Origin of the sequence: Halococcus sp. IIIV-5B (genome assembly GCF_003602035.1) — an archaeon.
GTDB lineage: Archaea > Halobacteriota > Halobacteria > Halobacteriales > Halococcaceae > Halococcus > Halococcus salsus.
In genome coordinates, this window is the sequence record NZ_QZWE01000010.1 from 39,442 (window position 1) to 64,186 (window position 24,745).

Here is a 24,745-nt window from a genome sequence, read left to right on the forward strand (position 1 = left end):
GCTCGCTGGCCCCCTGGAGTACCATTATTACTCTTGCTGTTTGCAGTACTGGATCTCAACTGATCCGCTGTGCTCTCGAGGTGGCACTCACCTCCTCATGACCAGTCTCTAGACTGGGCTTCTCCTGGTGGATACCCACCCACTGCTCTCGCTGTTTCAGTAGTGGATCTACTGGACCTCTCCTGGTGGACACCCAGCCCTGCTGTCGCTGTTTCAGCACTGGCTCTCCTGGTGAGCTCGCACTGGATAGCCGCCGCTATCTATCTGATTTCTGATACTGGATTACCGCTGTATCGCTCACCTGCCTGCCCTCTCTCGTGGCACCTGTTTCTGCTGGCCTGCCTGTCCCTGGTGCTGTGCTGTTCTTCGGTGACCGCTGTCCACACACTCATCCATCCACTCGCTCTGACGCTCAGTCAGCTGGGGCAGCTATCGCTCTCTGCTATCGCTGCCTCAGTGGTGGACCTCCCTCTCTCATCACACTCTATTCCCATCTCATATTTCTGGTAGTTCTGGCACTTTAGCCCTCCTGATTTCTGCACTCGCTATGCTATTCGGAGTCGCTATACTCACTCACACCCACCCTGGGTAGTTTACTCACCAGAGGTGGCTCACTCGCTCTATGCTCTCAGCATCGCCTGGTATTTCTGTCTCGCAGAGGTCGCTGGCTGTCCATACTTCTCAGCTTTCTTAGTATGCTTTCCGCTGGGTCGCCCCTGGGTATTCCCATCCGGTATCGGCTGATCTCTACTCGGGTGTATTCCGAGTTGTTGTGTCGCGCCGCTGTTTGGGCTGTATAATCCCTTTCATTGAATAGACAAATTGAACGGGACACAATTATCCTGTCGTGATTATCCAGACTTATTCGATGGGACAATTTTTATGGTACTCTTATTCGATATGTGCTCTATGTCCAAGACTGGTAGCTCAGTCACAGAATTTGACTGGCTGACAGAATCCATATTGAAGGAACTTCGCTCCGGGGAGGGGGAAGCCACCACTTCTGATTTGAGGGAACTGACTGGTGTCGGGAAGGGCACCAAAATAAACTACCGGATAGACAATAAGTTAGAACCTCAAGGCTTCGTGGAGACAGAACAACCCGATGCCAAACCGGGGAAGATACCGCCCAAGAAGGTAGTGCTTACAAGCCGAGGAGAGGGGCTGGCCGACCAGCTTCTCGACGCCGGGGATTCGGATGACCTCTCGATCTCGGCGGAGCTTGATCAGCTTCGGGCGTCGGTCAACAAATTGGAGTCAACTGTCGAGTCTCAATCAGAAACTATCACTAACCAGACAGAGACAATCGAGGCTCAAGAGGACGAGATTCAGGACCTCAAACAGCGCTACAATGAGCTCGCACAATGGGTCAACGAGCAGAGTAGTGGCGACGTCGCGACGGGGGATTAGTCGCCGGTTCCGCTCTCGGTATCCGCGTCTTCATCCGACGGGTAGAGGTCGAAGGTTTTCCCTCCCTCGTCGGTGCTCTCCTCGTCTGTATCACGGGCGTCATTGGCGTCCTCATTACCCGTGGTATCTTCACCCTGCGTAGTATCCTCACTCACCTCATCTTGAGTGCTATCTTCGCTACTCTCGTCGGTCGTGGCTGGCTCACTAATCGTGGCCCCTTCGCTACCTGAATCGGCCTGAGTATCTTCGCTCTCCTCGGTGGGCGTGGTGTCTTCGCTGGCCTCGGTTGCCTCGGGATCGTCGCGACCCTGCTCGTCGACGTCGCCGCCACTCCCATCGGTGGCCGTGGCTTCGGTTCCCGTCTCGTCTGCCGATGGCTCGTTACTACCTAAACTATCTTCGCTACTTTCACTACCCATATTGTCTGTGGTTGGTTGACTGCTTTCAGTTGCTTCAGCGTCTTCGCTACCCGTGCTGTTTTCGGTGCTTTCAGCACTCACGCTGTCCGGGCTACTCTCACTGTCTGTGTCACCTGTGCTATCCGTAGCCTCCTCGGGACTCTCGCTCGCCTCGGTGCTCTCACTGGCCGGAGTCCCTTCGCTTGGCTCACTGGCTTCGCTGGCTTCGTCGGCCTCACTGGCCTCCACCTCGTCGGGGTCGCGCGACACCACCGACGACGGCATTCTCATGTCCTCGGGCAGCAGCGGCCCGACGACCTCGCCGTGCTTGTAGACCATCGGCTCGTCGTACTGCTCGTTGTTCCCATCGGGGAAAATGACGAACTCGAAGTCCTCCGCCGTGGGCGTGTTCGGCTCGCCGTTCTCATCGGTGAACTCTATATCAGGGATGAACGGCTCGACGACGGGCGTCCACTCCGCTTTCATCTCGTCCTTCGTGCGGAATACCTGCTGTTCACCGCCCGCCTGGACGTGGTACTGACCCTCGCCGTCGGTGTCGTACTCATAGTAGGCGGGGAACGCCTCGACCGGCGGATCGGCGAGATCCTTCGCCCCGCCGAAGCGGGCGTAAATCTCTCCCGAGTCGTCGGCGAGCACGATCTCGTCGCCGTCGTCGCGCCACACGGTTTCCGAACCCTTCCGGGCGGGACGAAGCGCGACGAACTCGCGGCGCTCGTCGATCATGAAGTCGTTCGACTGGTTGTAGTACCAGAGCTCGCCGTCGTCGTTGCGCTCGCGAGCGAATATCAGGTCCTCCAGGTCGTCGTCGTACATGATCCGCTCGCCGCGGCGAGCCCAATACTCGAACACGCTCGAATGGTCGGGCACGTTCTCGGGGTCCTCGATCTCGGCTTCGTTGTAAGACCCGTCCTTCGTCGTGAACACGCATTTCATCCCGACGTCCATCGCTTTCCGAAGGTTGGTCATCGTCTGCATCGGCTTCGTGATCGTCGACGTCTCCGCCTCGATCGAAATATCCCGCCCGCCGCTATACTCATAGACCTCGTTGAAATCGGTTTTCAGCTTGCTTTCGAGGTCGTGCATCTCCGAGAGGTTGTCAGCAGAGGTCGGATCGACCGGCATCAACCCTACACCGTCGGGAAGCTCGCCGTCGCCCTCGCCCTGCGTGGGGAGCGTCACGGTGTAGCCCATGCGCTCGTAGGCGAGCTTCGACTGTGAGAGCACCCAGCGGTGGTCTAGGCCGCCGCCAGAGCCCGACGAACCCGTATCCTGCACCAGTCCGGCAACTTCGCGGCCTGCGGGCGTGAGACGGGCGTGAACCTCGCCATTCCGCCGTTGCTTTTCGAGGTAAGCGTCGTCGGACTCCTCTATCAGATTCGCCGTCTGACTGAGGTAGCCGAGGTCTTCGCTGGCGATCGTCTCCCACGCCTCGCGAACGCGCTCGTGGTGGACAAACTCGCCGACCTTCTCGCTGCGGATCTGTGCGCGATCGACCGCTGCAAACATTTCATCCCGGCGTTGCGTATCTTCGTCCTTGCCGGCGTCCGCAGCTTCAGCCATCTCCTCGGGACTGCCACCCGCGCGGAACTCCGAGCTCTCACGAATCTGCTCGGAGGTCATACGCTGAGTCGCGTAGCGTTCGAGCGAGTTCTCGATCATGGCGTCGACCTCCTCCTCGGTCGCGGCTTCCTCCTCGACGATCTCCTCGATCGGTGGGAAGGAATTGACCTTGTAGGAGTACGTGAGCTCTTTGCGCTCATTCTCGGTGCGGAAGTAGAACTGGAAGTTGGGGAGGTTCGTGAGGTCGGCAGCGCTCACCTCCTCGCTGTGGCGGGTCACCATCTCCTTCGCCTCACCCTGCCGCTGTGGATTGAAATTCACGAACGTCTGGCACTGGCCGAGGATCGCGTTCTTGATCTCCTCCTCGCCCGCCAACTGGTTCGAAAGGTCCTGGCACGCCGGGACGATCGATAGGTTGGCCGACCGGGCAAGCGATAGAATCTCGGCGAGCGATGACTGGCCGCTTACGACCTTATCGAACTCGTCGAGGATCGCGTAGAACATCGGCGGGTCGTCGAGGTTCTGCACTGCCGACCAGATTCGCCGGATGAGTGCCGTCGCGATGAGCTGGCCGGCCGTCCCACCCGTAGAGGTCATATCTCGCACGATGATAATTTTCCCCTCGGCGACGGCCTGCTCGACGCTGAATGTCGACTCGGGATGAGAGACGATCGAGCGCATGAGGTCGGACTCGACCCACTGCTGCAACCGACCAATCAATGGCTCAATATCGCTGTCGTCCATGTCGGCGAGCTGGCGAGCGGCGTAATCGACGATCCACTCGATCCGTTCGTCGCTGAGGTGCTGGGCGTACTCCTGGCGACCCTGCTCGTCGATCAGGGCGTAGTACATATCCAGCAGCGTGAGATTGCGACCGGATTTCGCCATCCCTCGGGCCATATTTCTAACCACTCGGCTCATTCGTGGTCCCCAATACTCGTCGCTGCCACCGGCCTGAGCGACCAGTGCCTCAATGTCGTCGGCCATCGACTCGACTGCTTCCGCCATTCGTGCTGACTCGGGATCGGGATCGCCGGGGATCTCGAGGAAATTGAACCCGACCGTCTGCTCTCGATCGCCACCGACCTCAATGTAGATCAGGTCGTCGCGACGGTCCTCGGGAACCATCGACACAAAGTCACGAGCATCGTCCGCTTTGGGGTCGTAGAACAGTGCTCCGGTGCCTCGGCGAATCGCCTGGGTAAAGAAGTTCTTTAGCAGGGTGGTCTTCCCGAACCCGGTCGCGCCGCCCACGAACATATGCCGTTTCAGTACGTCAGGGAGCACTCCCGCCTCGGTGTTCTTCCGAGCACCCTGACCCAACCAGTAGGGATCACCGGGCCCGCTTTTGAGCATGAGCGCTTCCTGCTCCTGGTGGGGTGTGAGCTCCATCCGATCGAGGTCGTGACCCGACCAGTCGAATCGCGGCGTCCCCATCGGCACGGGATCGCCGGCTTTCGTCGAGGTCCAATCGACGTGCTGATTTTGGACGTCATCGCTGGGGAGGTGAGCAAGGCCAGCTAACTCCTCCGGGGTGCATTCAATATTGGTCCGCTTTTCGGCCTCTCGACCGAGCACTGTCGACCCGAACTGTTTCGCCGTCCGCCCGTTCATGCCCGGAACATAACTCGACGCGGGCTCGGCGTAGAGCCGCTGGTTTTGGTTCGTTCGGTAGCGGTTTCCGATCTGGTTCGTGAGGTCGCTGAGACGGTCGTTCGCCATCTGTTTGGTCGGTGCGGAGACGAGCACTCGCATCTCGACCGCGAATATATCCCGGCTTTTCTGCTCCTCAATGGTGTTCGCTGCCTCCTTCTCGTCTTTCGTCGCATCCCGCGTATCCAGCAGGAAAGCGTGCTGACCGCGAAGGTTCTTGGCGGTGTGAGTCGCCCGTATCTGTCTGAAACGGCCGCGTTGCTTGGGGTAGAATACGAGTTGGTAGATGCACCGACAGTCCTCCTCGCGGGTGAACGGGCCGATCAGGTCCTTGTATGGGTCGCGAGTCGGGCCTCGGCTCCGTGTCCCAAACCCGCCGTTGTCCAGGTTCTTGATCGGGAAAATTGGGTTCTTCATCAAATCGAAGCGAGCGCCGGCGATCGCCCGACCCGGCTCGAACATATCTGGTTTCTCCTCGCCGTTGTTGGTCGGGTATTTCTCGGTCGATTGCCGGACGTTGGAGTTCGGATAGTCCTCGCTCATCTGCTCGCGGAAGCTCTCACCCGTCGTGATGTTCTCGGGAATATAGCAGAACTTCGTGCGTTCGCCGTCAAACCACATCTCGAAAACGTGGCTTTCGCTGTTGTTGATGAGGCCCAGCTTAGTCTGATAGTGATAGAGCCCACCGAGTAGGTCCACAGCCTCCTCGACGCCGTTCTCGCCGTGGTACGGCTGTAGGGTGTAGATGGGCGAGTCGAACGCTTCGGCCGTCTCATGAAGCGCCTGAGCGTCCTTCTCGGACAGCGTTGCAGCTCGCGCGAAACTCATCTTGTTCGACCACCACGCCTTACGAATGATTCCCATTGTTAGTCCTCCGTTGTATCGTTAGTTTCCTCACCACCGCTGTCCGATTCGTCGACCATCCCCCCGCTACCATCCGGGATCGGCGGCTCCTCTGTTTGGTCATCCTCGTCGCTCTCGACGTCGGCCTCGTGAGCGTTCTCTCTAAGCCGTTCGGCAGAAGCCTGACCGACCCCTTCCGCTTCTTCAAGGTCGTCGAGGTCGGCCTCACGAACGTCGCTGACTGTCTCGAAACCGGCCTCTCGGAGCGCATCGGCTTTCGACTCACCCACACCGTCGACCTCGGTCACATCCACGCCAGCGCCGTCCTCGTCGCTCTCACCGACCTTTGTGATGGCGGGCTCAAGGTCGCTCTCTGATGGGCTCTCGTCCGTCTCGCTGCCAGCGTCGGTATCGGTGTCGTCGTCCGCTGCGATACCCGACCCGAGGACATTGGGATAATCTATACTCCCATCCGACTCGTCTTCCTCCTCAGCCGGCTCGGGTTCTGTAACCTCCTCTCTTGCTTCGGCGGCCGCTTCCAACCGTTCTTCCCGTGCTTTCTCCGCTTCTTGCTCCTCTAGCGATTTGCCTTCCAGGTAGGCCTCCCAGTCACCGTGCTGTGTCTCACGGTAGTCGGCGATCGTCGCCGCGTAATCGCTCACACGGCGCTCGATCAGGTAACGGTCGCCCTCAATATCGACGAGTGCCTCGGAGTATTCCATCCCCTCATTGTCACCCGTCGCGAGCTCGCCCGAAACCAGCGCTGCCTGTTCCTGGGTAAGCCCGAATTCAAGAGGCGTATCGACGTCGATCTCGCCGAGGTCACGCCATATTGCCGTCGAACACTGCTTCGCAATCACCTTCGCAGCGCCGGCGTCAAAGTCCTCGCCTGCCTGCGAAATGAAATCGAACATGAGTCCGATGTTCCGGCCCGCCCGGACCATGCTCTCGATCTGGTCGGCCTGAGCAGCATCCCGAAAGAGGTCGTGCGCCTCGTCGACGACGAGATTCACGTGACCCCGCGTCTGCTTCGCCAACTCGTAGGCGTGAGAGGTGATGAGCGCCATGATCATCCCCTTCGCCGCTGTCTGATCGTTATCGAAATCAGACATATCAAAGTAGACTACATCATCATACATATCCTCGTCAGATTCGCCGTTGAAGTAGCTGTACGTGCCGTTCGGCTGGAATTCTTTCAGCCGATTCAGCAGCACGCCAATATCATCTTCGAGCGCGTTGATCTCGCTCTGTGTGTTCTTGTAGGTGTATTCACTCGGATTCTCAGACATTTCCGCCAGCGTGTCGAAATAGTTCTCCATCGTCGGGGACTTCTTGCTGTGCGTTTCGGGGTCGTTCGTGATCCCAACGTCATCATCCTCTGGGCCAGCGTTCTTGTAGGTCTGCCTGACGGTCGTCGAAATCGTCGAACGAATGGCCTGAGCCTGCTCCTCGGGAGCGTTGTGGCTCATGTAGATCTGGAACATATCGGTGACGAGACGCACCTTATCGTCGAGCGATTCCTGAGTCCCCTGCGAGCGCTCCGGTGGGCGAATTTCGAAGGGGTTGATGGTGGTGTCACCGACCTTGATTTTCGACCCATTGAACGCCTCGACCGGGCCATCGAAGCCACGCGCAATATCCACGATAACGGTGTTCTCCGTCGGGTTGCGAACCATCTCCTCAATGATGTGATTCTTCACGTCGAACGATTTGCCCGACCCGCTGCGACCCACCCAAAAGCGATGAGGTGCGGTCCGGTGGAGTCGGTCGGCTTGAAGAATCCCCAGCGGGTCGCCCGTCTCTCGAACGCCGGTCTTTGCGAGCCCGTAGATGGTCCCGGTCGGTTCGACCGGGTAGTAGCCGCTGTAGGGGAACAGACACGCAACCCCATCGGAGGTCATGTCAAAGGTGGTATCGACGCGCGTCTCCTCCCGAAGCGCGTTGCTGGGGGTCGGGCTCGTGGTCTGGAGCCCGGCGAGCTGCCGATTGCTCGCGACCGTCGTCGAGATATTCATCGCCGAGCATCGGCTGGTGATCCGCCGCCGTGCGTCGTTGAGCGCCCCCTCTGAGTCCGCCCGCACGGTGATGGTCATACCGACTTCCCAGCACTCGGCGTCGTACTCCTGCATCTGCTCACGGAGGACCTGAATATCAGCAGCGAGCGCCGTCGCGTCCTCGACGTCACCCTTCCCGCTCTCCTCTTTCTTGATCGCGGAGTTGGTGATTCGTTCCCGAGTGCTCGCGAGCGAGTCGAGTTTGCTATGATAGTCGGTCGCGCCGAGTGAAAGCGATATATCGTATCGAATCCCCGGAATCGAGAGTATGTCCTCCAAAAGCCCAGGGTCGGGATGCTTGGGCCATCCAGTGACCCACACGGTCGTCGTGTATTGGTCGTCGACCTCAGCGTGTTTAATGTGCTCCTCGATCGTGGCTGGCGAGTAAACGAGCTCGTCGCGACTTGCCTCCGAAACGTGTCCTCGAAGGGAGGTCGCAACAGTCGAAACCCACTTTCTGATGCCCTCCTCGTCGTCTTCGTCGTCGTTCTCGGGGGGCTTCTCTGCCTCGCTGGGGCCGGTAGATGGGTTGGGCCCATCTTCGTTCGACCCGATGAGCGGAAGCTGCTCGCGAACATCCTCAACAGCGCTCGTCTCTGTCTCGGCTTCCGGTTCCTGTTCGGGGTCCGGCTCGCTTCGCTCGTCGTGGGGTTCGGCGTCGATCTCGACGTCCGGGTTCCCGATCGGCCCGTCGCTGCTCATTTCCTCGAAATTGAATCCGTCGTCAGCGTCGAGCCAATACTTCCGTTGAAGCTGGACGAGCTGAGAGGCGTCGAGCCGCTGCGGATTCGAGAACCCCTGAACGGAGTTCTCGACCGTGGTCATTCGGTTATCCAGCAGCGCCGCCTGAGCGTCGTACGTCTCGCCGCTCGGCCGGAGCATCGACGTTCGTGCCGAGAGCCGATCGAGCAGCGTGTCGGACCCATTTGCCTCACTCGGCTTGACCGAAGTGATGATATGAACTTCGCGCTCCATCACCTCGTTTTCATCTAAGAGGTCGATCGTCTGTTCTGCCTGCGCTTCCGCGTATTTCCGGGCGTCGGACGGAAGCCCACCCTTCTCGACCGGCACGCCGTTCCGAGCCGCTTCTCGCAGACCTTCGACCTGTTGACCGGCTTCGGGGATAGTCTGAGAGATATGGATTTTGACGCTGAATCCGGTCCCGGCGTCCCGACCGATGGTGGAGTTGATCGCGGTCGCGTACTGCTGGATGAGCGAGAGATAGCCGTCGTGGTCCAACTGCGATGTGTTTACGAGTGGGATTCGAATCGCTGCGGCGAGCTCGCCCGTGTCGAGTTCGATCGCCTGATAGTCCGGGTAGACGTCGACGATACCGGGCACCTCTGCGGCTTCATCCTCGACGAGCGGCATTCTGGTCCGCGATCGGATGTACGACACCCACCGCGACATGAGCTCGATCGGCGTATTGTACCAGGGCGTGATGTAGATCACACCATAGAGAGCACCACCGATCGCGACCGTTCCGCCGCCGGTCCACTTGGTTAGTCCCATTCCCATCAACGTGCTGGTGACGTAGAGGAACAGGAACGACGGCAAGAGGATGAGTAGCACCTCGCTAGTAGACAACCCGAGGAACAGCCGATTGATGCCGCCGGTCTTGTCCTGGGGGATGATCGTTTCGAGTACCGTGTTCTCCGCTTGGTCTGAGCTCATTGGGTGTCTCCGTTGGAGTCGCTGGCCGCACTGTCGCCGGTCAACTGCTCGATCCCGCGAACGACGTCGAAATGCTGTGTGCTCTGGATCATGTTATCGCTCCAATTTCCGCCGACGGCGAGAGCCCTCGACGTAGACATTCTTTTGCGACGTGGCGCTTCCACCGCCGCTGCCACCGCCGCCGGTCCTGGTCCCACCGTCGGCACGCGCTCCGCCCCGATTGAGGAGACCAACTTTGTTCGCCTTGATCGCGACATTCTGCACCCGCGAGGGGACGTTTGAGGAGGTCTGTCGACCATCCTGACGGGTCTGTTTCACCCGGTCCTCTTGAGCGCTGAAATGGTCCTGAACCTTGTCGAGAGCCGCTGTCCCACTCAGGCCAACAGCCAACGCACTCGTCGACGAACGCTGATAGAGGATATACGGGAGGATGAGTGCAGCCAGGAGCGTCCCGGTCTGGATGATCACCCCGAACAGTCCCGCACCGACTGTCCCCACGACGTCCGCGTTCGTCAGCATATCGTGGATGTTCGTGCCGAACCCGACCGCGAGGACGCCACCGACCGGGATGGGGAGGATGGCGAGGTAAAGCCAGAGTCGCCAGAGACTATCCGCTATATCTGACACCCCCTGTATCGGGATGGCTCTCGCCGCGAAGATCGCGGGCATCATGGGTGTCAGCGCGATGATCGCCACCATTCTGAACCCATACAGGAGGATAGATCCGAGTGCGATCCAGAATCCGACTAAGAATATCATAATCATCGCCACTAAGGCGATCGAGATTGCTCCGACTGTCCCCGATTCAAGCTGAATACCGCTCAAGAGCCCTTGGCGTATGAGATTCGCCATATCCAAGATTAATCCCATCATCACCCAGGATACATCTGAGGCAGCAGCCCAGGCGATAGCAACGCTATACAGCCCTTGATTCGCAACGTTGCTCGGGAGCTTGTCGAGCGCGTGCGGGCCGAGGATGAGGTACATGAACGTGAGAAACGCAGCGGCTAGGAGAGCGAATGGCTGCCAGAGTTGGCGGTACTGGTTGTGTAGGCCGCCCCAGAGCGAGTCCGACCCCTGATTTGCAGCGGCCATATACATATCCCCGCGCGGCGGGTGAGGCGTCCACGTCAGCACGCCGACCATGTGCTGAATGAGAAAGTCCATCGCGGTCGTGATCGAATTCGCGATGAATTTCAGGAACCGAGCAACGACGTCGAGAGCGGCGTTGATCGCGATTCCTTTCACCCCGTCAGCGTCACTATTGAGGCCGCTCGCGCTCGAATTGTTCGTGCCGTTGCCGGCGCTGCTGTTGTTGCCTCCGAACGAGATCGACCCGTTCTGACCGGATGAGGTGTTGTTATTGAGCGTATCTGAGAGGTAGCCAGACCCATAGGAACTCTCGCCTGACGAGCCCGATCCACCTGCCCCGGCAGCACCCCCGGTTCCAGCTCCCATTCCAGTGCCGACAGAGCCATTCATGGCGTTTCCGGTGGTATTCCCACCTGTCACGTTGGATGAAGTAGCGTTCCCAGTGACGCCACCGACTCCACTGGTGGTACCGTTGGTTGTAACTCCCGAACTATTCCCGGTCACAGAGCTATTATTGCTCTGCGCAAAGACCGGTCCCACCGACGCGACCAATACTATTGAAATGATGAGTATGGCGGTAAGACGGCGCATTCTGAGTAAAAGGGCACCAGGAACCTTTGTAAAGTTAACCGCCTCACCCCCCCAATTTACCCGGTTTCAGGGTCGGCTACTGCCGGTGGATCTCACGAACTACTCGTCCCGCTATTACTCCTTAGGTGATTCTGAGTCTTCGTCTTTAGCATTAGAGAGACGCTTTTCCAACACATTAAAAACAAACTCAAAAGCTCTTTCTAACCCGTAGGATTGCTTGATCCTGCCAAGAAACGCCACAGCTATTGCTAGGAGTATGTGGATGACGCTCCCCTGATATACCCCAAAGACAGCTGAGACAAGCGCCATGATATATGCTGCTAGGGAGTATCGGAGGTTCTTGCCAACCATTTGCTCTAATTGAACCAGCAGAATTATGGAAATAATAGCAAGTAAAACCAACATGAACATAGCAAGGAGTGTTGTCAGCGAGTTCGAACCCAATTGTGACCGAATTACACAAAATGCCGCGTAATAGAAACCCCACAGCATGAATGCGCTGACTAACATTACGGTCCCATAAACTCAGTACCTCACAAAGCGGGTTAGGTGAACGGGCTGCTTGGTCGGTTGATGCGACCGGACCAAGCAGCCAACGAACTCACCGAAGAGCAGGTGCTTAACTTTCTCGTCAACACTCTCGACGAGGAGATCGATATCGATCTCGGCGAGAACGCCGATATCGACTCCGAGGACATCTGGGACGTCCTCGTCGGCGCGACAGCCGACGAGGACTCGGTCAGTCACCTCTGCAAGATTTCAGAGGACTCACCCCACGGTAATACGATTCTCCACCACCTCCGGACGAAGTTCGAGCTCGAAGAGCTCGAACGAGTCGGCAAGACACTCATCCAGCAAGATATCCTCGAACTGCTTCCGGATCGGCCGGTGGAGGTCGTCGCCGACCTCCACCTCCGTCCGTACTACGGCGAGGAATACGACTCTGAGAAAGAACTCTACGGATCACTCGCCAAAGCTGGAACGACGACGTTCCACGGCTATGCCACGCTCTACGCCCGCGTCCGCAACAAACGCTACACGCTGGCGGTGCGCTGTCTCACCGACGGCGACACCGCCAGCTCGATCCTCGCGGAACTGCTCGGCGTGCTCGACGGCCTTGACCTCGAAGTCAAGGCCGTCTACCTCGATCGCGAGTTCTACGATACGTACTGTTTGACGCTACTCGCTGCCCACAACTACGCTTTCGTCATGCCGATCGTGAAGTGGGGCGAGGCGATTCAGGACGAACTGAGCACAGGCTGGAGCCGCGTGATCGACCACGACCTCCGAGGGGAAATCGACGGTCACTCGTGGACCGTCGATTTCCCGGTCTACATCGACTGTACGTACCAACACGGGAAGTACGACGAGGAAGGGGTGGCGCGTCACGGCTACGCCGTCGACGCGCCGTTCATCGAAACGCCACGTCAGGCCCGGAAGCACTACAGCCGTCGGTTCGGTATCGAATCGACTTACCGGCTATCCGAACGAAGCATTGCGAATACCACGACACAGAATCCGGCGGTGCGGTTTCTGTACGTGTTGATCAGCTTCCTTCTCCAGAATGCGTGGCGGTATCTCCACTGGGAGTACGTGGCGTCGCCGCGCCGAGGCGCGCGACGCCTCTGGTCGTGGCGATTCGACGAGTTCCTCGGAATGATACGGAGAGCGGCAGAGACGGCGCTCGCCGTGCGTCGCGCCGTCCCCGCTAACAAGCCGCCGGACGACCGCTTCGAGCGATAATCCACCGACCGGGACCGCCTACTCGGCGAGTGGCCACACCGTCGCGTCGGCGGCGTTCCGCCGCCGACTGCGACAGGTCCGATGCTCTCGGTGTTGAACCGTCCTTCTCAGCAGTTGCTCGGCACCGATTTCTCCACAGAACTCACATCTCAGAAGCAGCTAACCGACGAGCTTTGTGAGGTACTGAAACTAGAGTTCGCAGACTGATTTGCTCTTCTGGACTTGGGTATTCATGATCGTTGACGAACTGGAATAATGCGAGAAGCAGCGGCAAACCAAGAACGCTCATTTGGAGGAGGCTAGTCGCGACATTCAAATTTACCCCTGGTGCAATTGGGCAGGTTTGGGCTTGCAGAAGTGGGTACATTCGGTGTGCTCTGCAATAGAAAGGGCCTCTAAAAATCAACCCTGATTATTGGTAGAGGTAGATGAACCCGAACTGTTCTGGAAGCTGAGTTTCGAGCACGTTGCCTGTCCCGGTGCACTCGCCTCTTTGACTTTTCCACTGAATACGACCTTTCGCTTCTCGCGAGTGGGCTCGTCCGACATCATCTTGTATTCGACATAGACCGGGCGTGCCTCCCCGGTGCAATATTCATTCGAGACGGCGGTCACATTCTGGTCCTGATCGAGCGAATACTGGTCGCTAAATCCCTGGAGGCCAGTGTTTACAGTCACGGTTTCGCCGGGTGCTGCTATTGGTTCCTCCGGGTACGCCCAAGTGTTCGAGCCGGGCTGGTAGCTGCGTGCGTAGAGGCGTGCCGCGTCGATAGCTCCTGGTGCGGTGCCGACGTTCTTGAAGGTCAACTGCTGGTCCCGTCCCGCTGGTCCGTCTGCACCCACTTTACCGAATGAAATCGCTTTGAACGACGGTTGGAGATTGAGGTTCCTCCATGCGTATTCGCTGTAGCTCCCGTTCGTCTTCGTATCGGCGTAGGCTTTCCACGTTCCCGGTTGGTAGCCCATGACGCCGGTGTTGTTCGACGAAACCAGCGTCAGCTTCGCGGAAGTTTCGCCGCTTCCCACCTTCGATGAAGCGAGTTTCTGGCCGTTGGGGTTGATGAGCCGCACCCGACGAATGGTATCACCGACCTCGACGAACATCTTTCCGCCCTCGAATGACACCGATTTGATTGCCTCCTTCGCGCTCATGGTGGTCGCCTGATTGCTACTGTTTCCTGAGCTAGAGTTAGCGCTGCTAGAGTTGTTGGAGTCCGAGCCCCCGGTACATCCGCTGAACGCGCCGATCGCGCTGGTTGCTGCCACGCTCGCGATGAATTTCCGTCGGTTCATGTTCTTTCTCCGAACGACATAGGAAATAAAGCTAATCACCTCACCCCTCCCTCGGGACGCAGGGCTCGCTCCGCCCCTTGGAAAATCTTACCTAACATCTAATCCCGAAGGCCGTTCTGGTGTTTGGTAAGATAGTGCGACCTCACAGCACTACGCAGAGGTCAACCGAGTGGGATAGAGCGCAGAAACAGAAAGGGAGGGAACCGCTCAGTTCGACGTCGAGTTGGCCGCCGTGGTGGGGCCGCTTTCACTCGTCGAGCTCGCGGTGCTCGTCAGCGTTCGAAGCCCGCTACTACTTGTGCTGCTGGTGGCGCTGGTCGTCGACTGACTCGATCCAGCATTGAGATTAAGGGTGTAATCGCTGCACACCGCACTCGATCCATTCGGCGCGTCCTGGGGATTGCCACCGAACGATAGCGACCCCGTTGAAGAGCGAATCTGGCCGAACTCCCGGTAACTGACGGTAACAGGGTAGACTCGGCCGGTACAGTATTTCTTATCGTAATCAGAGGCCGATTTGTTCCCCTTGATAGGGAACTGGTTGGCGAACCCCATGAGCCGCGTCTCGACGCGGATGCTATCTCCGGGCGTTACGATCGAATCCTGGTCGACGTAGCCGCCACCCCACTGATTAGGACCGGGTGTAATGTTCGAATTGTAGATCCGAGCGGCCGTGATCGCGGCGGGACCCGTCCCGCTGTTCTGAAGGGTGATGCTCACCCGTGAGGACGAGCTCTCGATCTCCGACACCGTGAATCGTGGTTCAAGTCGATAGGTCTGTCTGTCGATCGGCTGGTTGCCCTTTAGCGCGACCGCATGGTAGGTGCCGTAGGGATATTTCTCGTACCCGAATTGCTTGCTCGACTCCCTGATGAGGGTGAACGTGGCCGTGCTTTCGTAGTTGCTCGGCTGGTAGCTCCCGAACTGCCCTTTCGGACTTACAAGCCGAATTTGGTCGGGCGTTCTCTCGCCCTCAAGGTCGATCGTGAGCTCTCCGTCGGAACTGAATTCGGCTTCACTCCCGAGGATTTGTGAGTCTACAGCAGTGGTACCGACTGTCCCAACTGTCCCCGGTGTCGTCGACGAACCGGATGACTGTGGCGCTGACCCACCACTCTCGGTGCTATTGTTACTGCTGTTGTCGCTCGAATCACCCCCGGAACAGCCTGCGAGCGCGGTTCCGGCGAGTAGCCCGATTCCTGCACGAAGCACTGAGCGTCTACTACGTTTCATAGTCATGTTACAGCCTGAATCAGCCGCGAAGCCCTCGTCTGAGGGCGATGGTGGTATCAAAAGGTGATGCGCTGGTCCGCTTCGTTCGGTTGTGAGTTACCCGCCGCCCCACATACAACCGAGGCCAGCGTCGGCGAGACTCGTACCGGCCTGCTCGGCGATCCACTGGATGATCTGGGGGAAGAGGAGCCCAGCCATCACGACGAGGACCCCGACCAGGAGGTTCGTTCGGCCCCCACCGCCACGGCCTGCACCCGTGACGCCCCCGATGCCCTTCGCGAGCACATAGACGCCAACGACGACGATGACGCCCTGTATGATAGTGCCCGCCATCGGGAGCATACTGTCTCCACCGGGGAGAGCACAGAGCCCTTCCTGTGCTGCAACCGGGGAGACGTATAGCAAGGTCATCAGGACGAACGTGATCCCGATTTGGGACCCATTAACCTTTCTCGCGCACTTCGGTAGCGGATTTCGCATACTGCTATCCATTTCCAGTGTCACAATAAAACTAACCAACACACGTCAAGGAGTTATCAGAACAGAACGCGGGAGAATAGCGCGGAGACGGATTTATTCACCGTTTTTTGCTAAACATCTTGATAGCTCCGCCAGCAAACGCGAGCGCTGCGATGAGCGAACTCGAGAATACCAGCGCGATGATTCCGACGATGATCAGGACCACGAAGGGAACAGTGGCGATCGCGGCGGCTCCGTTGAAGAATTGCTGCACCTGCTGTTGGACGAATCCAGCGGCCGCTGAGTACGCTCCTTGGGCAGCGCTCGCCGCACTTCCGACTGGGCCGGAGGTCCCGGTGTTCTTACAATTGGGTCCGTAGGTGACGTTCTTCGTCGAGACGGTTCCCTGGATGACCGACTCGCTCGCCCCTTCCATCTTGAAACAGGTGTTCGCGATGACCGACGACGGACGTCCCTGAATTTCGACCGCTGGGTTGCTGTTCCGAATCCCGGTAAATGTAGAATTGCTGACGCTAACTGCGTAGGGTGGCTTGGTCTTCACTCCGTACCCCGTGCCGGGAGCGTTAGCGATCAAGCTGGTCATCCCATCAACGCCGTTCACTACTCGACAGTTCTTCACCGTGAGCGCACCGGAGAAACCCCGCACGAAGATGAGAGAGCCCATATTCTCGACATTGCGCGCGATGAGCTCGCAGTTTTCGAGCGACCCACCACCCTGCTTGTGAATGAAATCCGGCATCTCCGTTTTGACGCCATTGGTCGCGTACTCGTTGAACAGCTTCGACGGTTCAGGGCCCGTGTATTGCTCCTTGTCGACCGCGAGCGTGCATCCCTTCGCCCATGATCCTTTCCCCGCGAACCGTATCTGAGAGACAGTGTTGTTGATATACGACCCGTCGATCACGTGGAGGTCACCCTTCGTTCGACTCCCGTAGATTCCGTTGTCGGACCCACCGTTGGCTACGCATTGGACGAGCTCGACGAGGCCACTGGTTTCCTTCCCCACCCAAAATCCAGGAACACCACCGCTGTTCTTGTCGCCAGGATAGCCCGTTCCAACCATCACCATCCGCTGAACGCGAACGGCGGAGTTCGATCCGTGGGCGATCGGAGCGCACACCGGGTGATTGTCGCTTTCGTGGTTGCCCTGCCCGGTTGCGGTTGTATCGTCCTGAGCGCCGATCACGCGGACGTCACGAACGTAGCAAAAGCCGTTATCCGACTCGGCAAGCATCGAAATCCCTGAGCGGCTCGCACTCTGGTCCATCAAGAAATACCCATAGAATCCCTGCTCGGCCGAGCAGATGACTCGCGCCTGCGTATCCGGGGCGCTCACGAATCGAGGGCCGTCATCCCCCGGTGGGCCGCCGGCGTTCTCGATCCCCTCGCCGACCATTCCCACGTTGTTGCCGCTGATACTGAGTTTCCCGTCGAGAAGGAACGTCGCGCCTTTCGGGAGCACAATCAGGGTTCCATCCTCGACACCGCTTTCGATTGCTGAGATAGCCGACTGGCTCCCGCTCGGGTCGGCTCCGAGGTCGTCGACGGCGTGAACTACCCGGTCGAAATCCGACATGGACGGGACGGCCTGCTGTTGCTGTACGCCGTCGCGAAAGCGGCGCTCGGTTTCGGCCAGCGACCGATACGCCGACCGGGGTGGATGGCCGGGCGTATCAAAATTCCCCGGCGACACCATCCCGCCGTTATAGACTGCATTCGGATCGTCTGATTGTAGCTGCTGGACGGCCAGCGGAACGCCGCTCTCGCTGACGCTGCACGCTTCGGCGGGTCCTGTGACTCCGGCGCTTCCCGCTGCCGACGCAATCCCGCTTCCGCCAGCGGTGGTGAGCGCCGTTGCTGCGCCGGCGGTCGCTACGGTTGTTCTGAGGAACCTTCGTCGCGAGAGCGCCGTCTTCGGGCGCGGCGTGGGGAGCCAGTCGGATCCTTCCCGATGCTGACTCTCCATTGTCAGTTCCTCACCTGAAGCACAAATGCGACTACAAAGAGAACGAACGCGGCACCGATGAATACCGTAAACAGTGGCCCTTCAAACAGTCCCGAGATGCGTCCAAGAATTCCCGTGTTCGGATTCGGACCGATATTTACTGGCTGTCCGGTTGCGACTGTGGTCGGGGGGGACTGTGAGGCGCTTTCATTGAGGTTCAGCGTGATACTAGCAGGCTGTGTAACTATCTCCGACCCCTTCGTGTAGGCCGTGTCGTTGGTTCCGTTCGACGAGTAGAAATCGTACTCTCGGTTGTCGTTGGTATCGAGACTCGCCTCGGCGACGAGTGTCGTGTTAGTTCGAAGCCGACTCTGATTCATCGAGCGCCCCGGCACGTTGTAGAGCTCGACCTCAACCTGTGAGGCGTTCCGATTCGCGGGGATATAGTCTGAAACGCCGATGATGCTGCCGAACGAATCGTTTTCTGGGGCGAGATAGGTCGAATCGTGAACCACGAGAAAGCCGCCATTCGGAAGGCTCGCACGGCGAATGGTGACCGACTTCCCACCTGTAGTCTGGTCGCGAAAGTCGACCGACGCAGTGGGGACCGTCCATCCCGGACTTCCCCGCGTTCCTGGGACGATAACCTGCGAGGTGTCCGTGACTTCCCCGCTCTCGTTCTCGTATCCAGTATCGTTCTCAGAGAGCAGGTAGTCGAATCGCTGGTTGCTGTTAGAGTCGGTGTATGCTCGTGCAGTGAGAGTTTCCGTACCGTTCAATTGGGATTCGTTCGCGTATCCACCCGGCACGCCCGCGTCGATCGGGATTGAGACGTTCTGGTGGGTTCCCGCCGAGAGATACTGCGAACTGGTCATGAGCGACGTGTCGGTGATCCCAGCGGTGTAGCCGTCACTATGAATGCCGACGAACCCACCTTCCGGGAGCGTCACCGACCGTACGATGACGGTCGTTCCGTTGGTGGTCTGATTTGGAAAGAGAATTTCGGCATTGCCTGTGCTGTTGTTCTCGGTCGTCGACGAGTCCTGAGCACTGACCACTCCGCCTCCAACTTCCGCCGAGCTCGGAGCGTTCGATACGGGAGATGGAGCGATCCCTCCAATAGCGGTCGAACTGATAAGGAGAACAGCAACCGCAACCAATAGAGTGCGACCCAGGATAGACGCCCATCCTGCGACGTCAGCGGCCTCAACAGAGGTTCTTTCCTGTGTGCATTCCTGTCTCATAGCTTCGTAGTGAGTTAATAGATGGTTCCGAGAATCGGTAGTTAAAGTTAACCGCCTCACCCCCCCCCCGTTGTCCACAGCCAGAATGCACCACCGCTCGCGAGCACGCCGAGAATCAAGAGCGCGCTATTCGCGACCGGGTTTTTCGCGGTAGTAATTGAAAGACTGTATGAGCTGTTTGAGAGGGGCCAGAACGGGCGAATCCCCATTGGTGTGAGAACATCGCCGATGAGATGGGTGAGAATAGCGAAGACACCCATTGCGAACCCGAAGGTTCCCAATTGGGCTGCGTTGATGGCCGTTCGCGCTGCGACCACTTGCTGACCCAGGCCCGTGAATCCACTAGAAGCGAGCCACTGACCGGCCAGAACGAATGCTCTGTCGCCGAGAAACCAACCGAAAGCCCCGATGATGAGCCCAACGAGTAGTGCGAACCCGAACGTGTGACTGAACCCTCGGTGCTTCAAGAATGGAATTCGCTGGTCGCGGTCGGGGATCGGCTCAACGATGAACACGATTCCAGCCCCGAGAAGCGCGAATAGCGGGTTGCCGGTCGATAACAAATAGAACCCTATCGGAGCGTAGAGCAACAACCAAACGCCGGTATGGCCGGGACGATACATCGAGATTAGACTGTAGAGATGTCGCCGCGAGAACTAATCTCGTTGAGGCGGGTAGTGACGATCTGATTGACCGTCTGAGGGCTCTTGACTCCCCACAGATGGAGCTCGACCTGCGCACTGCCGGCGGTATCAAGTCGGACATCGCCGAACGATAGGATTCGCTCAAGAATGCCCTGATTACAGGCCGTGTTCTGGATCTGCTCCATCCGAACCTGAGTCACGTCCCGAGCGAGAACCCCTGAACGGTAATAGACCTGCTCGCTCGAAATCGCGTAGAGATTGAAGCGATACTGTAGGTAGATGAAAATCCCGATTGCGATACCAATGAGAACGACGACGAGCCCGATAATGAGCGCACCTGCTGGGAGAAACGACGGGAGTGACGGATTGAGAATAGCGAGGGCGATCCCCGCGACCACTACAATGACACTCGTGAGAAAGCCCGATGCATAGGTCCAAAGGCTCTGTCGTCCCTTCCAAAGCAGGTCTTCGTCTTCGGTGAGCGTCAACCAATCTGGCTCCTCGTACTGTTCTCCTCGCTCTGCCGCCGCCGAATCTGACATACTCCGATGAGCGACGTACTCCTACTTGTTATTAATCCCCTCACCCCCCTTCTGAACCCCAGAGATGCGTTGAAAGCCGCCTTTCTCCGCTACGTGAGACGGAAATAGAGATAGGTAACGAGGACCATCGCGATGATCACCACGATCTCGAGGGATTGGAACAACGACGTGAGACCAGCGCTGCTACTCTCCTCGGAGCTCTCTGTGGTGCTCCTGGTGGTTGCTCCCGAATCGTTCGTCTCCGGGGTCTGCTCGACCGTCACGCTCCCCCGTGAGACGAGCGCGGTCGCTCCTCGTGGTGCGTACGCTGTGTCGTTCTCACCGTTCGATCGGAGGTAATCGAATGACTGGTTTCGGTTCGTATCCCGGTAGGGAATAGCCAGCAGGATCGTGTTTTCAGTCACATTCTGCTTCAACGCGATCGAAACGTTCCGATGAGTGCCGGGCGTGAGATACCCGGAGAAGCCGCGTAGACTGTCCTGTGTCTCGTTGTTCGGCGGGAGGTAGTTCTCTCCATGAATACCCACAAATCCGCCGTCCGGCAGCGTCACCGACTGCACGGTGACGGTTGCTCCAGTGGTCGACTGGTTCGGGAAACCGATTTTCGCCTCTCTCGCGAGCGACGTCGCATTCACGATTCGAACCGACGCCCGATCGTCGACGGCTCCGCCCGCTGTTCGGGAGTAGGCGGTGTCGATGAATCCCTGTGAGCTCAGGTAGTCGAACGACTGGTTGCTGTTCCCGTCGCGCGCGGCGGTCGCGACGAGCGTCTGATTCTCGGCGATCGGCTCGTCAAGCACGACCTCGACTCGCTGATGAGAGCCCGCAGAGAGATACCGCGAGACGCCGATCGTGCTCCCGACCGAATCGTTTGACGGCGGAAGGTAGCTGTCGTTGTGTATCGCGATGAATCCGCCCTCGGGGAGCGTGGCCGACCGAACTATGACCGTGGTCCCGTTGGTAGTCTGGTTGGCGATCGTCACGTTCGCCTCTCCGACCGTGCTCGTGCTCGCGGTCGCGCTGGTCGTGTTGGCTGCTCCTGGGGCGACGAACGCCGCGCTCAGAACGCCGGCACTGAGAGCGACGACGAACGCGATTCCGAGCACGCTGGCTACTGTGGGCTTCATGGAAGGTGAAGGTGAGATGGTGATGGCCTACTGCGGCGACGTCTGCACGTACACGCTCCGAGCGGCCTGATCGACGGCGCCTAGATCCGCGCTCTTCGAATCATCGCCATCGTTGCCTGAGTCGTCATTTGACGTTTCGGCGGTAGTGGTCGTGGTCGTCTCGGGTTCGTCGGCTTCGGTCGATTCGGCACTGAAAATGCCGCCTCCACCGTCCTCGGTCGTTTCGGTGGGTGTCTCCGTCGTGGTCGTTCCTGGGGCGGTCGTCGTCTCCTCAGGTGTGGTCGTGTTCGGGCCGTTACCGGGTCTCTCACCGGGGAACAGCCCGGCAGCAAAGTCGACATTCGCCGCATCGCTCACAATGTTACCCTCCGAATCGACAGCCCCCATGTCGACGCCCGGATCGTAGCGCCCGTTACCGTTGGTGTCGTTCACGAGAACAGCGGTGAGCCGGTCGTTCGCGACCGCCTCGACGAATTGCAGATCGATCTCGACGTTGTTGCTTGTTCCCGACGGGAGCTGACCGGAGATACCTACGCGGTCGTCCGGGCGGGAGATGTCCCCGAAGCTCTCGGCCTGATAGACCACGACGAATCCACCGCTTTCGCTAGTGAGGCTCGCCTCGTCGCCGACGACCTGTAGAGCGTCCTCGACCGACTGATCGTTGAACAGGATCGACGCGCTCTGTCCCTCATCTGGCTCGGTCGTGGTCGGGGTGCTCGTAGGCGTTTCAGTCGGCGTCTCGGTCGCTGTTGGCGTCTCTGTCGGGGTCGGTGTCGGCGTTTCTGTTGCCGTCTCGGTCAGCGTCTCCGTCACTGTTGGCGTAGGCGTCGGCGTTTCCGTCGCCGTTTCTGTTGGTGTAGGAGTAGCCGTCGCCGTTTCCGTGGTGGTAGGCGTTTCAGTTGGCTCCTCGGGGGTTTCACTCGGCGTCTCGGTACTCGTCGCGGTCGGCGTGGCTGTGGCCGTCTCCGTCGCTGTGCTCGTGCTCGTGCTCGTCGACGTCGTGGTGTCGGTACTCGGGGCGCTCGTTTCGGTCTGAGTTGCTGTCGCGGTGGTGGGCGTTTCAGTGCTCGTCGGACTCGCGGTAGGCGTACTCGTCGAGGTCCCCGTCTCGGTGCTGGTGGGCGTCTCGGTCGGCGCTGCTGTTTCGGTGTCCGTCGCCGTCGACGTATCTTCGGCCGTCTCCGTGGCCGTGTCGCCCGTGGTCGGGATCGGCGTCGAGGTCGACGTCGGCATACTGCCAGCGGTAGTGCTGGTCGATGGTGAGCTCGTACTCGTCGGGGTTGTGGTCGTGCTCTCCTCGCCGCCCTCGTTGGCCCCGGTGGTCGTCGACGTGCTCTTGTCGCTCGTCGAGGTCGCCGCACGAGTGCTGCTCGGGGATGCCGTACCGCTCTCCTTGGAGTCCGTCGGTGCGAGCGACTGCTGTAGACGCTCCATCCGTTCGGCGTTCGTGTTGCTTGCCGACTGACCCGACGCCGTGCCGCTCGACGTCTCTGCCGAGGTCGTCGCTGTCTCGCCCGTACTCGACGCCGGTGGCGTGCTCGTCGCGGTCGTCTCGGGGGTTGGCGTCGGCGTCATAGTCGGCATTGGCTGGGGGCGGACCTCCACCGTCGCCGGGGTCGTACTGGTCGACGTCGCGGTATCGGTCGTGCTGGTGGTCGTGGCGACCGTGGTGCTCTCGCTTGTTGCCGACGTTCCTTGACCCGCCCCGCTCTCGGTGTTCGTCAAGGTCGGGGTGGCCGTTGGTGTCGCCGTGCCGGGGCCGCCGGTGGCCGTCGCGGTCGCCGTTGCCTCCGTTCCGCTGGACGTCAAACTACCCTCGCTCACGTCCTCGATCGCGGTCGGCGGGAGCTCGACGCGGAGCGTGTAGACGCCGCCCGGCTCGAAGGTCCGGGTGGCGGCGTCGATGAACGTCTGGTTGGCCTCGCTCGTCGGAGACCACACCGGGCCGGGCTTCTCATAGCTCGCGAGCGTCAGTGTCACCGGGTCTGCATCCTCAGCGATCCGGAAGCTCACGCGCGCGGTCCCATTGCTCATCACGACTATATCGGAGCTCTCGACCGCGCTCGCGAGCGTATCGTTGGTCGTGAATTCACCATCCGAAGACCGTTTGAGGGTATTCTTGGTCGACCCGTGGGCGTAGCGGATCAGCTTATCCGGGGTGTAGTAGTTCGACGGCGGATGGCGAAGATTCTCGATCGCCTCACCCTGCACGAAGTCGATCTGATAGTGGGTTTCGTCTGCTTCCGTTTCGCTCTTGCTCGACGATTCGGTAGAAGTTGCGGTAGAAGTCTCGGAGGTAGCTGTCTGCGCGGAGGTGTTCAACTGGAGCGAGCGGAGCATCCGATTGCCGAGCGTAGTGGGGTTCTCGCCCCCATCTGTCGCGACCTGAACGGTTGCGACCTGCTGCTCGACGTTCGTCACTTGGATACTACTCGCCTGCACCCGTTTGGCGTCGACCGTCCGCACGAGCGCGTTTTCTAATTCGGCCTTCTGATAGGCTCCGTTGTACGAAATCTCGTACGTGAGCAAGCCCTCGATCTGATTGATCAGGTCGATGCTGCTCACGCTCATGGGGCCGGCGTCTCCATCCGATTCTGTTCCGATACTCTGAGTTGTGTCTCCCTGGGGATTCACCTTAAACCCGATGAGAGCCGCCGAAACGATGAGTACGGCCACTACGGCCCACACTGCAACTCTCTTACGCATTAACAGATAGCCCTCTTACATTCGGCTTAAGCTTAATCAACACACGTCAACTGGATGTCAGTTATTCTCGGAGAAGACGATGAGTATCAGACTCTCTACGAACAGCACAACCCAATGTACCTTGAAGGTGAAAATAGCACACCAACTATCCTCATCGCGGATTCTGAAAATGACCGTGTCGTAGAATATTCACGAGTCGGCGGTCCACCTGGTGAAGGCGATTGGGAACGAACATGGACACTAACGGGGAATTTGAATTGGCCTCGTGATGCTGATCGCCTGCCGAACGGCAACACTCTCGTGACTGATACAATGAATCACCGCGTAATCGAGGTCACTCCAGCAGGTGAGGTTGTTTGGGAGATGCACGCCCCATGGGCTACGTATGATGCAGAGCGAGTAGCATATAGTGATGAAGCGGGTGGACCAACCATTCAAGCGCAGAATGCCTCAGGGTCCGTAGAGCTCTATGGCGGGAGTAAGACGACCGCA

15 protein-coding genes are annotated in these 24,745 nt (G+C 58.9%); 2 read left to right on the forward strand and 13 right to left on the reverse strand.

All coding sequences use genetic code 11. From position 1 onward, the window contains the following. Positions 1 to 909 precede the first annotated feature (909 nt). A complete protein-coding gene (locus D3261_RS08935) occupies positions 910 to 1,410 on the forward strand; it encodes a hypothetical protein (RefSeq protein WP_147464944.1) in 501 nt (166 codons plus the stop codon). Here D3261_RS08935 and D3261_RS08940 read toward each other — a convergent pair. The 4 genes from D3261_RS08940 to D3261_RS20700 form a co-directional block, all read right to left on the reverse strand. Beyond that, positions 1,407 to 5,906, reverse strand: a complete 4,500-nt coding sequence (locus tag D3261_RS08940; RefSeq protein ID WP_120071557.1) for a type IV secretion system DNA-binding domain-containing protein — start codon at positions 5,904 to 5,906, stop codon at positions 1,407 to 1,409. The genes D3261_RS08935 and D3261_RS08940 overlap by 4 nt on opposite strands. A gap of 2 nt (positions 5,907 to 5,908) precedes the next feature. Beyond that, positions 5,909 to 9,511 (reverse strand): helix-hairpin-helix domain-containing protein, encoded by a 3,603-nt coding sequence (locus D3261_RS20695; protein ID WP_158589370.1) that lies wholly within the window; start codon positions 9,509 to 9,511, stop codon positions 5,909 to 5,911. Positions 9,512 to 9,706: 195 nt separating this feature from the next. Further along, on the reverse strand, positions 9,707 to 11,296 hold the full coding sequence (locus tag D3261_RS08950) for a hypothetical protein (protein WP_147464945.1): 1,590 nt from the start codon (positions 11,294 to 11,296) through the stop codon (positions 9,707 to 9,709). A gap of 114 nt (positions 11,297 to 11,410) precedes the next feature. Then, a complete protein-coding gene (locus D3261_RS20700) occupies positions 11,411 to 11,647 on the reverse strand; it encodes a hypothetical protein (RefSeq protein WP_147464946.1) in 237 nt (78 codons plus the stop codon). A 222-nt stretch (positions 11,648 to 11,869) separates the two neighbouring features. Between D3261_RS20700 and D3261_RS08960 the strand changes: the two genes are divergently transcribed. After that, positions 11,870 to 13,039, forward strand: coding sequence for an ISH3 family transposase (locus tag D3261_RS08960; protein ID WP_120071565.1), 1,170 nt, complete (start codon positions 11,870 to 11,872; stop codon positions 13,037 to 13,039). Positions 13,040 to 13,441: 402 nt separating this feature from the next. Here D3261_RS08960 and D3261_RS08965 read toward each other — a convergent pair whose 3' ends face one another. The 9 genes from D3261_RS08965 to D3261_RS20705 all read right to left on the reverse strand — a co-directional run bounded on the left by D3261_RS08965 (position 13,442) and on the right by D3261_RS20705 (position 24,118). Continuing rightward, positions 13,442 to 14,332 carry a hypothetical protein gene (locus tag D3261_RS08965; RefSeq protein WP_120071567.1) on the reverse strand — a complete coding sequence of 297 codons (891 nt, stop codon included), beginning with the start codon at positions 14,330 to 14,332 and terminating at the stop codon, positions 13,442 to 13,444. Positions 14,333 to 14,539: 207 nt separating this feature from the next. Further along, complete coding sequence (locus D3261_RS08970) at positions 14,540 to 15,544, reverse strand: hypothetical protein (RefSeq protein ID WP_120071569.1); 1,005 nt, start codon at positions 15,542 to 15,544, stop codon at positions 14,540 to 14,542. Between the two features lie 117 nt (positions 15,545 to 15,661). Continuing rightward, positions 15,662 to 15,898, reverse strand: a complete 237-nt coding sequence (locus D3261_RS08975; RefSeq protein WP_147464947.1) for a hypothetical protein — start codon at positions 15,896 to 15,898, stop codon at positions 15,662 to 15,664. A gap of 244 nt (positions 15,899 to 16,142) precedes the next feature. Beyond that, the gene (locus D3261_RS08980; protein ID WP_147464948.1) at positions 16,143 to 18,011 is read right to left on the reverse strand and encodes a hypothetical protein; all 1,869 of its coding nucleotides are present in this window, start codon (positions 18,009 to 18,011) and stop codon (positions 16,143 to 16,145) included. 2 nt (positions 18,012 to 18,013) lie between these two features. Continuing rightward, on the reverse strand, positions 18,014 to 19,048 hold the full coding sequence (locus tag D3261_RS08985) for a hypothetical protein (protein WP_120071575.1): 1,035 nt from the start codon (positions 19,046 to 19,048) through the stop codon (positions 18,014 to 18,016). A 242-nt stretch (positions 19,049 to 19,290) separates the two neighbouring features. Beyond that, positions 19,291 to 19,857 (reverse strand): metal-dependent hydrolase, encoded by a 567-nt coding sequence (locus D3261_RS08990; RefSeq protein WP_120071577.1) that lies wholly within the window; start codon positions 19,855 to 19,857, stop codon positions 19,291 to 19,293. A 5-nt stretch (positions 19,858 to 19,862) separates the two neighbouring features. Then, entirely contained in the window at positions 19,863 to 20,420 is a 558-nt protein-coding gene (locus tag D3261_RS08995) for a PH domain-containing protein (RefSeq protein WP_120071579.1), read from the reverse strand. 89 nt (positions 20,421 to 20,509) lie between these two features. Further along, positions 20,510 to 21,547, reverse strand: a complete 1,038-nt coding sequence (locus D3261_RS09000; protein ID WP_147464949.1) for a hypothetical protein — start codon at positions 21,545 to 21,547, stop codon at positions 20,510 to 20,512. Positions 21,548 to 21,574: 27 nt separating this feature from the next. Then, on the reverse strand, positions 21,575 to 24,118 hold the full coding sequence (locus D3261_RS20705; RefSeq protein WP_233553949.1) for a hypothetical protein: 2,544 nt from the start codon (positions 24,116 to 24,118) through the stop codon (positions 21,575 to 21,577). Positions 24,119 to 24,745 lie beyond the last annotated feature (627 nt).